8 protein-coding genes and 1 tRNA gene are annotated in these 9,185 nt (G+C 59.0%); 6 read left to right on the forward strand and 3 right to left on the reverse strand.

The annotated features are described in order from the left end of the window. The first annotated feature begins 26 nt into the window (after nucleotides 1-26). Both GBC55_RS13380 and GBC55_RS13385 read left to right on the forward strand, forming a co-directional pair. Nucleotides 27-102: transfer RNA gene (locus GBC55_RS13380), tRNA-Thr, on the forward strand. A gap of 133 nt (nucleotides 103-235) precedes the next feature. Beyond that, nucleotides 236-541, forward strand: coding sequence for a DUF6388 family protein (locus tag GBC55_RS13385; protein ID WP_162437922.1), 306 nt, complete (start codon nucleotides 236-238; stop codon nucleotides 539-541). A 94-nt stretch (nucleotides 542-635) separates the two neighbouring features. Here GBC55_RS13385 and nadC read toward each other — a convergent pair whose 3' ends face one another. Then, on the reverse strand, nucleotides 636-1,484 hold the full coding sequence (nadC, locus tag GBC55_RS13390; RefSeq protein WP_162437911.1) for a carboxylating nicotinate-nucleotide diphosphorylase: 849 nt from the start codon (nucleotides 1,482-1,484) through the stop codon (nucleotides 636-638). A gap of 196 nt (nucleotides 1,485-1,680) precedes the next feature. Between nadC and ampD the strand changes: the two genes are divergently transcribed. The 3 genes from ampD to GBC55_RS13405 all read left to right on the forward strand — a co-directional run bounded on the left by ampD (nucleotide 1,681) and on the right by GBC55_RS13405 (nucleotide 5,336). After that, entirely contained in the window at nucleotides 1,681-2,241 is a 561-nt protein-coding gene (gene ampD / locus GBC55_RS13395; protein WP_162437912.1) for a 1,6-anhydro-N-acetylmuramyl-L-alanine amidase AmpD, read from the forward strand. Next, a complete protein-coding gene (gene ampE, locus GBC55_RS13400) occupies nucleotides 2,238-3,074 on the forward strand; it encodes a regulatory signaling modulator protein AmpE (RefSeq protein ID WP_162437913.1) in 837 nt (278 codons plus the stop codon). The genes ampD and ampE overlap by 4 nt, the downstream gene beginning before the upstream one ends. A gap of 231 nt (nucleotides 3,075-3,305) precedes the next feature. Next, nucleotides 3,306-5,336, forward strand: a complete 2,031-nt coding sequence (locus GBC55_RS13405) for a methyl-accepting chemotaxis protein (protein ID WP_162437914.1) — start codon at nucleotides 3,306-3,308, stop codon at nucleotides 5,334-5,336. A 33-nt stretch (nucleotides 5,337-5,369) separates the two neighbouring features. On the opposite strand, the gene GBC55_RS13410 is transcribed toward GBC55_RS13405, so the two are convergent. Together GBC55_RS13410 and cra are read right to left on the reverse strand one after the other, a co-directional pair. Continuing rightward, complete coding sequence (locus tag GBC55_RS13410) at nucleotides 5,370-6,146, reverse strand: TatD family hydrolase (protein WP_162437915.1); 777 nt, start codon at nucleotides 6,144-6,146, stop codon at nucleotides 5,370-5,372. 3 nt (nucleotides 6,147-6,149) lie between these two features. Then, nucleotides 6,150-7,145, reverse strand: a complete 996-nt coding sequence (cra, locus tag GBC55_RS13415) for a catabolite repressor/activator (protein ID WP_162437916.1) — start codon at nucleotides 7,143-7,145, stop codon at nucleotides 6,150-6,152. A 290-nt stretch (nucleotides 7,146-7,435) separates the two neighbouring features. Between cra and fruB the strand changes: the two genes are divergently transcribed. Further along, the coding region (gene fruB / locus GBC55_RS13420; protein ID WP_247266905.1) for a fused PTS fructose transporter subunit IIA/HPr protein at nucleotides 7,436-9,185 on the forward strand (1,750 nt) is incomplete at its 3' end.

The following is a 9,185-nucleotide window of genomic DNA, read 5'->3' on the forward strand; positions in this document are numbered from 1 at the left end:
AAAGTCAGTGCTAGGTTTAGCCCACCGCCCGTGTAGCTCAGCCGGTAGAGCAGCGCACTCGTAACGCGAAGGTCGCAGGTTCGATTCCTGTCTCGGGCACCAGCGACACGTTGTTTTCAGATGATCCCGAATGGTTCTGAAGGCCAGACAAGCCGGGTTTCAAGCGGCTTTTTGCGTCAGAGAGATCCTTGATGATCCAGATCCATCTTCCATTCCCCAGATCAAAGAGAACGCCATGACCGTTAAAGAATTGACCCAAGAAGCCAGACACCAAGAAGCGCTGAAAAAGTATTTGCTGGATTCCCCCCAGCTGGCCGAAGAGATCAAGGACTTGCCCTCCGACGATCAGAAAGACCAGATCCAATGGGCATTCGAGGACGAGGCTGAATCCCAGGGATTGCAGCCTTGGGAGCTGACGCTCAAGTACACCTCAACACCTGAAGAGTTTGAGGAGGCGCGCCTGGTTTTGCACAAGGAGGCGGCCGAAGTGCTGGGCGTCGAGTGGGAAGAGTACTGCGAGATGAATAATCTAGTGGTGTGATCGCCGTCTCATGCATGCGGCCGCAAGCCACAAGTTGAAGCGAGATTGCTTATGGCTTGTGGCTTGTGGCTTGCTGCTTTAGGCTTGCAGCTTCTTAAAGACTAAGGCGCATCGACAGATCAACGGCCTTTACATCCTTGGTCATCGCACCGATCGAAATGTAATCCACGCCTGTTTCAGCGATCGGCAGCAGCGTACTTTCGTTGATGCCACCACTGGCTTCCAGTTTCGCCTTGCCGTCGTTCAGGCGTACCGCTTCGCGCATGTCATCCAGGCTCAGCTCATCAAGCATGATGATGTCCGCACCTGCTGCCAGGGCTTGCTTCAACTCCTCAAGACTTTCCACCTCGATCTCAACCGGTTTGCCCGGAGCAATCTTGTGCGCGGCGTTGATGGCCTCTGGGATGCCACCACAAGCCGCAATATGGTTTTCCTTGATCAGGAACGCGTCATACAGGCCGATGCGATGATTGTGGCAACCGCCGCAGGTCACGGCATATTTTTGCGCCAGACGCAGCCCGGGAAGGGTTTTGCGGGTGTCGAGCAATTTGACCTGGGTCTCGGCAACGTAATCCGCCAGGTACTGCGCGCGAGTGGCCACCCCTGAAAGCAGCTGCAGGAAGTTCAGTGCGCAGCGCTCGCCAGTGAGAAGCGAGCGTGCCGGCCCTTCGAGGTGGAACAGCGCCTGATTGGGTTTCACCCGTTCGCCATCGCGCACTTGCCAATGAACGGCCACTCGAGGGTCCAATTGCCGGAATACAGCATCGACCCATGCGGTGCCCGCGATAACGGCAGCATCACGGGTGATGATGGTCGCTTTGGCCAGGCGTTCAGCCGGGATCAATTGTGCGGTGATGTCGCCGCTGCCGATGTCTTCGAGCAACGCACGGCGCACGTTGGCTTCGATTTCGGCGGTCAAGTCGGCGAGACGTAGATTCGGCATAACGGACTCCACAAACAAAGTGATCCGATTATAGGGGCATGGCACGCGGCAACCCAAGGCATCAGGGGCCTTTCCTGGGTGATGAAAGGTGCATTTGGTCGATTCTCCAGCGACATCAATTGTGGCAAGTGATCGCGTCGCGAGGGTCTATCGCGGCATACTGGGCGCCAATACAGTCGATGCTCAAGGAACCGGTATGCACTTGGATCCCGCAAGTGGTTGGTGTCAGGGCGTGCAGGTCTGCCCTTCGCCTAACTTCAATGCGCGCCCCACGGGCGAAATTTCCCTGCTGGTGATCCACAACATCAGCCTGCCGCCCGCGCAGTTCGCCACCGGCAAGGTGCAGGCGTTTTTCCAGAATCGCCTGGACGTCACAGAGCACCCTTACTTTGAAGGGATAGCTGATCTGCGCGTGTCCGCGCATTTCCTGATCGAACGTGACGGCAAGGTCACCCAGTTTGTCTCTTGTCTTGAGCGCGCCTGGCATGCGGGTGTCTCGGTTTTCGAAGGCCGGGAAACCTGTAACGATTTTTCCGTGGGCATTGAGCTGGAAGGTACGGATGATCTGCCGTTCACCGATGCTCAATACACTGCATTGACGGCCCTGACCCGACAGCTGCAAAGCGCCTTCACGGCCATCACGGCACAGCGTATCTGCGGTCATAGTGACATCGCACCCGGACGTAAAACCGATCCGGGTCCAGCGTTCGACTGGGCACGCTATCGCGCGGCCTTGGCAAAAGAGGAACAACAATGAGTTTTCTGGTGTTGCTGTTGGCGGTCTGGATCGAGAAATTCTCGGCCCTTCGTCATCGTGTTCAGCGCGACAGTGGTTGGGTAAGCGAACTGAACAAGCTTGAAGCAAGCCCACGCTTTGCCAGCCACCCATGGCTGATCTTGATCGTGCTCGTGTTACTGCCGGTCGCGGTGCTGGGGTTGCTGTTGATCGTGCTTGAGCCGGTGGCCTACGGTCTTTTGGCGTTGCCAGTGCATTTGCTGGTAGTGATCTACAGCCTGGGCCGTGGCGATTTGCTGGCCGGTCTTGGCCCGTTTCGCGATGCCTGGCGTCGGGAAGATCTACAGGCGGCAGCACACGTCGCGAACCGCGATCTGGGCATTTGTGCCGACAACGGCGAACAACTGCTGGAGCGCGTCGAAGGTCACTTGCTGTGGGAGGCTTACCAAAGCTTTTTCGCTGTGATTTTCTGGTATTTCCTGTTGGGTCCGGTCGCGGCACTCAGCTATCGCCTGTTAGCGTTGGCCGAAGAACACGGGAAAAACCCGGCGGTCACCGAGTGTGCTGCGCAATTGCGACATGCGTTCGACTGGATACCGGTGCGCCTGCTGGCGGCGAGCTTTGCGCTGGTGGGCAACTTTGTCGCGGTCAGTCGGGTGATGCTGCATGAACTGCTCAACTGGAACATCAGCGCTGCCCAATTGATCGAGAAGGTCGGGCTGGTGGCCGGTGAAATACCGGCACCGGTGGTCGGGCCCGACGGTATCAACAGCCTGGACCGCATTTGGGAACTGCTGCTGCGCGCAGCGTTGCTTTGGTACGCCGGGTTCGCCTTGTGGACTGTCCTTCCCTGAACACAACCACCTTGTAGCAGCTGGCGAAGCCTGCGTTCGGCGGCGAAGCCGTCGCAGGTTGCCAAAACCAATGACGGCTTTACCCGCTGCTACACGAATCCCTCCTCCGTTAACCTTAAGTTACAAAACCTCCTGCCGATTTAAGCTATACAGAGATAGCGCCCAATAGTGGCTATCTGCTTTCTCTGTGCGCCTGCCAATAAAAATAAGAAATCCAAGGGAGACTTCACAGTGAAGAGCTTGCTCTATCCCGCCGTTGCGCTAATGAATCGCCTGAGCTTCGGCATGAAGTTCAGCCTGATCAGCGTGCTGTTCCTCATACCGATGCTGGTGACCAACTTCTATCTGGTGCGAGATTCCTATCGCGAATTTCAAGGCACCCGCATCGAACTGCAAAGCATCGACTTACTCGGCAGCAGCCTGGCACTTCGTCGCGATCTCGAGACCCTGAACAACCTGGTGCAGATCAACGTCACCCTGGGTCAGTCGGGTAAAGCCGGCAATGTCGAATCGAAGATCAGCGCGCTGGAGCAAAGCGTACTGGCTCGTCTGCAAGGTCTGGCCGCAATGTCCACGGACCCCGAGCAGATCGCGGTATTCGATGCCAAGCGCGATGAGATGATTGCGGCGTTCAAAGCCCAGCAAGCGGAAAGCTCCCTGCAAAGTAAAAGCGGGATGATTGGCAAGTTACTCGGCAGCGCACAAATTTTCAGCCAGATCATTGCCAGTCAGGCGGGCCTGAGTCGCGACACTCAAAGCGACATGCGCCAATTGACCGAACTCATCACCACTGTCACCCCACCGGTCACCCAGCTGTTGGGTGAAGGCCGGGCGATGGGCTCTTTTTCCCTGGGGCAGGGTTTTCTCAACTCGGCATCGAGCACCCGATTTGATGAATTGCTGGTGCAGATCGAAAAGCTCCAGGCTGAGTACGGCCTGAAATTGCAGGACACACTGGGCTCGAGCAAAGCGGCCAAGGACTCGCTGACGGCTCTGGCCGACACCAGCAACGCCTCGCTTAAAAAAGCCAGTGAACTGTTCGAAGAACAGGTGGTGATGGCCGATACGCTTGATGCGCCGTGGCAAGGTTTTTACGACACCGTCACTGGCCTGATGGACCAAACCTACCAACTCAACGAAGCCACCCTGAAATTTCTCGGCACCCAGTTACAGCAACGACTGGAGCAGAATCGCACGCATATGATCCTTCAGGCCGTGGCGCTGTCGGTGGTGTTCGTGTTGATCTTTTACCTATACGGCGGTTTCTACGCCTCGACCCGCACCACCCTCAAGCGCCTTGGCGCCGTGATGGACAAAGTCGCGGCGGGCGACATGACAGTGACGTTCAGTGCCAACAGTCGCGACGAACTCGGCGAGTTGGGCGAAGTGTTCAACGGGACCGTGAAGAAAATTCACGACCTGATCGAGCGCGTCGGACAAACCGTCAGCGAGGTCGAGCGCCAGGCCGGTCAGGTCGAAAACGTTTCTGCCCAAAGTAACCAGGCAGTGGCGGGACAGCGCTCGCAGATCGAGCAGGTCGCCACGGCCATGAACCAGATGTCCGCCACCTCTCTGGAGGTAGCGCGCAGTGCCGCCGCCGCGGTTAGCAGCGCGCACAGCGTCAACGATGAAACCCTCAACGGCCGCGGACTTGTGCAGTCACAGCAGGGCAGCATCGCAGCCCTTGCCGGCGAAATTGATCAATCTGTCCTGGTGATCAATCAACTGGCCAGCGACAGCCAATCCATCAGTCGTGTGCTGGAAGTGATCAAAAGCATCGCCGAGCAAACCAACCTGCTGGCACTCAACGCGGCAATTGAAGCTGCGCGGGCGGGTGAGCAGGGCCGTGGATTCGCGGTGGTGGCCGATGAGGTCAGGACACTGGCCAAGCGCACGCAGCAATCGACCGAAGAAATCGAGCAGATGATCACCAGGCTGCACAGCGGCGTAGGCGCAGCGGTGAAAGCCATGGGCACCAGTCATCAGATGGCCAGCGGCACTGTCGGGCAGTCGGAGAAGGTCCAGCAAGCGTTGGAAAATATTCTTGGCGCTGTGGGCATGATCGTCGATCAGAACCAGCAAATCGCCGCCGCCGTGGAGCAACAAACTGCCGTGGCCCACGACATCGACCAGAACATCGTCGAGATCAATCGCGCAGGCGAGCGTACGGCCGAAGGAGCCCACCAGACCGAAGATGCCAGCCGTGCATTGTCGGCTCAGGTGGTGGAGTTGAAACAGCTGATCAGTGCGTTCCGGGTCTGAAAACACCGCAGCGCCTACAAGGCGCTACGTTGGTCACCAGCGGAACACGTCACGCGCATTGGCACTGCTGACCGCTGCCAACTGCTCGGGGCTGATCCCCATAATTTTCGCCAATGCGGCGCAAATGTCCGGCAAATGCGCCGGACTGTTGCGTTGATCGGCGAACATCGCGGGCGCCATGTCCGGTGAGTCGGTTTCCAGCACCACGGCGTCCAGTGGCAGTTCAGCAAGTACGCGGTGCATGCGCAGCGCCTGCGGCCATGTTGCAGCGCCACCCAGGCCGAGTTTGAAACCCAGCTTGATGTACTCGCGAGCCTCCTCCTTGCTTCCCGCAAACGCATGGATGATTCCCGCGCGTTTCAAGCGAAACCGTTTGAGCGTAGCAATCACTGCCGCATGGCTGCGACGCACGTGGATCAGCGCCGGCAAGTCAAAGTCCACCGCCAGTTGCAGTTGCGCATCGAACAGTGCTTGCTGGCGTTCGCGGTCCAGGGTTTCGATGAAGTAATCCAGACCGATCTCACCCACCGCGCACAGCTGCCGATGACCGGCTAACCGTGTCAGCCAGTCACCGAGTTCGGGCAAATCTCCTGGCTGATGTTGATCCAGGTACACCGGGTGCAAGCCGAACGCCGCGTGCAGGTCAGGATCGCTTTGCACCAGGTCCCAGACCCGTTGCCAATTCCCCTGATAAACGCCCAACACAACCATTCGCTGAACACCGAGCGCACGACTTTCGGCCAGCAACGCCGTGCGATCGGCGTCGAAGTCGGGAAAATCCAGGTGCGTGTGGGTGTCGATCAGCTCCACGGTTCAGTCCTGGCGAATACGCTGCTTGAATGTCCGCGCGATGGCTTGCACGCCGGGCTGGTAGTCCGACTGTTCAATCGCGGCCAAGGCCAGCTCCAGCGCCTTGTCGGCAATCAGTTGATGCTGCTGGGCCATGGCATTGACCGGTAACGGCAAGAAGTCCAGCAACTGCGTGTCACCAAAGGTGCCAAGGCGCAGCGGCCGGGATTTCAGCGGGAAGTCGTGCAAGGCATCGAATACGCCCTGCAACAACACGTAGGACGTCGTGACCAGAGCGTCCGGCAAATGCCCCAGGCGCTGAAGCATTTCGTCCATCAACTGCTTGCCACATTCGCGGCTGAAGGATTCGCCGTGTTCGATCAGCACCTCGCCTTTGAACCCGGCCAAGGCCTCTTTGAACCCGGCGGCGCGCTCCTGGCTGATACTCAGTTCGGGGCGAGCGCCAATCAGGGCGATCTGTTTGGGCACAGGGTCCAGTAGACTGCGGGTCAATTCCAGGCTGGCTTCCCGGTCGTCACTGATTACCGAACAGAAATGCTCGGGTTCCATGACCCGGTCGATCGCGATGATCGGAATGCCTTTGGCCTGTAATTGGCGGTAGCTGTCATCGCTGGTCGGCAGGCAACTGGCGACGATTAACGCGTCGCAACGCCTCGCTCGAAACAGTTGCAGCAGTTGCCGTTCGCTGTCTGGCGCGTCGTCCGAGCTGGCGATCAGCAGCTGGTAGCCGCGAGCACGAGCACCTTGTTCCAGCAGCTTGGCAATCCGCGCGTAACTGGGGTTTTCCAGGTCCGGCAGAATGAAACCCAGCGTGCGGGTGTGCCGGCTTCGCAGTCCGGCAGCCTGTGGGTTGGGCGTAAAGCCATGCAGTTCGACGACCGCGCGGACGCGCTCGACCGTGGCGCTGCTGATCCGCTGCTGTTCAGCCTTGCCATTGATGACATAACTGGCGGTGGTCACGGAGACACCAGCCAACTGTGCGATATCACTGAGTTTCAACTCGGGATTTCCTTGTTTGTTCGAGCGTGCCCCGACATTTTCGTCAATCCTACCCGATTCCGGCAGACGACCATTGTCGCAACGTAACCGACAAGTTGCGCTTCAAGGATGAGACATTATCGAGTAACGTGCCGATCATTATAGATTAAACGTTTCAGCAGGCGTATTTTCTACGTTTTAGGTGCCTTTGCCAGTTCTGCCGCGAAACTGCCAAATAAGATGAACAAGCGCCTAAGCTGAATCCTCAAAAACAATACCTGGCCTCCCAAAGGGTGCCAAAAGGAGAAAGCATGCTCGAGCTCACCATAGAGCAGATTTCCATGGGCCAATCAGCCGTGGATAAGCCTGCAGCGTTGGACTTGCTGGCCCGGCACCTGGTTGCCGATGGCCTGGTCGCCGAGGGTTACCTCGCCGGTTTGCAAGCGCGTGAAGCCCAGGGCTCGACCTTTCTCGGTCAAGGTATTGCCATCCCCCACGGAACGCCGCAAACCCGCGATCAGGTGTTTTCCACCGGCGTGCGGCTGATGCAATTTCCTGATGGGGTGGACTGGGGCGACGGTCAAATTGTCTACCTGGCGATTGGTATTGCCGCCAAGTCCGATGAACACCTGCGTCTGCTGCAACTGCTGACTCGAGCCCTCGGCGAAACCGATCTGGGCCAGGCCCTGCGTCGTGCCAGCTCCGCCGAAGCCTTGTTGAAACTGCTGCAAGGCGCACCGCAGGAACTGGCACTGGACGCGCAGATGATCGGCCTTGGCGTGTCCGCCGATGATTTCGAAGAGCTGGTTTGGCGTGGCGCACGTTTGTTGCGCCAGGCGGATTGCGTGAGCAACGGCTTTGCCGCGGTGTTGCAGCAGGTAGAAGCGCTGCCCCTCGGTGATGGCCTGTGGTGGTTGCACAGTGAACAAACGGTGAAGCGTCCAGGCCTGGCCTTCGTCACGCCAGACAAGCCGATACGCTACCTCGGGCAACCGCTGAGCGGACTGTTCTGCCTGGCCAGCCTCGGAGAAGCGCACCAAGCCTTGCTCGAACGACTTTGCGCGCTGTTGATTGAAGGTCGCGGCCATGAATTGGGTCGCGCTACCAGCAGTCGCGCCGTGCTTGAAGTCCTCGGCGGCGAGCTGCCGGCCGATTGGCCAAGCGCGCGTATCGCCTTGGCCAACGCCCATGGATTGCATGCCCGTCCGGCGAAAATCCTGGCTCAGTTGGCGAAAAGCTTTGAGGGCGAGATTCGTGTACGCATCGTCGATGGTCACGACAGCGCCGTCTCTGTGAAGAGCCTGAGCAAGTTGCTGAGCCTCGGTGCGCGTCGTGGCCAGGTGCTGGAGTTCATCGCCGAGCCCATCATTGCGGCAGACGCCTTGCCGGCCTTGCTGGCCGCCATCGAAGAGGGCCTGGGTGAAGAAGTCGAACCGTTGCCAGCCGTGAGCCAGCAGAGCACCGTGTTGACCGACATCGCCGAAGTGCTGCTCGCACCAGTCTCCGGCAGCGTCATCCAGGCCATCGCCGCCGCACCGGGAATTGCCATCGGCCCGGCGCATATCCAGGTGCTGCAAACCATCGAATACCCGTTGCGCGGAGAGTCCGCCGCCATCGAGCGCGAACGTCTCCAGCAAGCGCTGCAGCAAGTGCGCCGCGACATTGAAGGCCTGATCGAACGCAGTCAGTCCAAGGCCATCCGCGAGATCTTCATCACCCACCAGGAAATGCTCGACGACCCGGAATTGACCGATGAAGTCGACACGCGCCTCAAGCAAGGCGAAAGCGCCGAAGCGGCGTGGATGGGCGTGATCGAAGCGGCGGCCAGACAACAGGAGTCGCTGCAGGATGCCTTGCTCGCCGAACGCGCGGCCGACTTGCGTGACATCGGTCGTCGCGTACTGGCGCAACTCTGTGGGGTCGAAACCCCGAGCGAGCCGGAGCAACCGTACATCCTGGTGATGGATGAGGTCGGCCCCTCCGATGTGGCGCGTCTCGATCCCGTGCGGGTCGCCGGCATTCTCACCGCGCGTGGTGGCGCGACGGCTCACAGCGCGATCG

Origin of the sequence: Pseudomonas sp. TNT3, from assembly GCF_010095445.2 — a bacterium.
In the GTDB taxonomy this organism is placed as follows: domain Bacteria; phylum Pseudomonadota; class Gammaproteobacteria; order Pseudomonadales; family Pseudomonadaceae; genus Aquipseudomonas.

Coding starts and splice junctions, on each gene's coding strand:
- GBC55_RS13385 (WP_162437922.1), top strand. CDS start 236: ATGACCGTTAAAGAATTGACCCAAGAAGCCAGACACCAAGAAGCGCTG.
- nadC (WP_162437911.1), bottom strand. CDS start 1,484: ATGCCGAATCTACGTCTCGCCGACTTGACCGCCGAAATCGAAGCCAAC.
- ampD (WP_162437912.1), top strand. CDS start 1,681: ATGCACTTGGATCCCGCAAGTGGTTGGTGTCAGGGCGTGCAGGTCTGC.
- ampE (WP_162437913.1), top strand. CDS start 2,238: ATGAGTTTTCTGGTGTTGCTGTTGGCGGTCTGGATCGAGAAATTCTCG.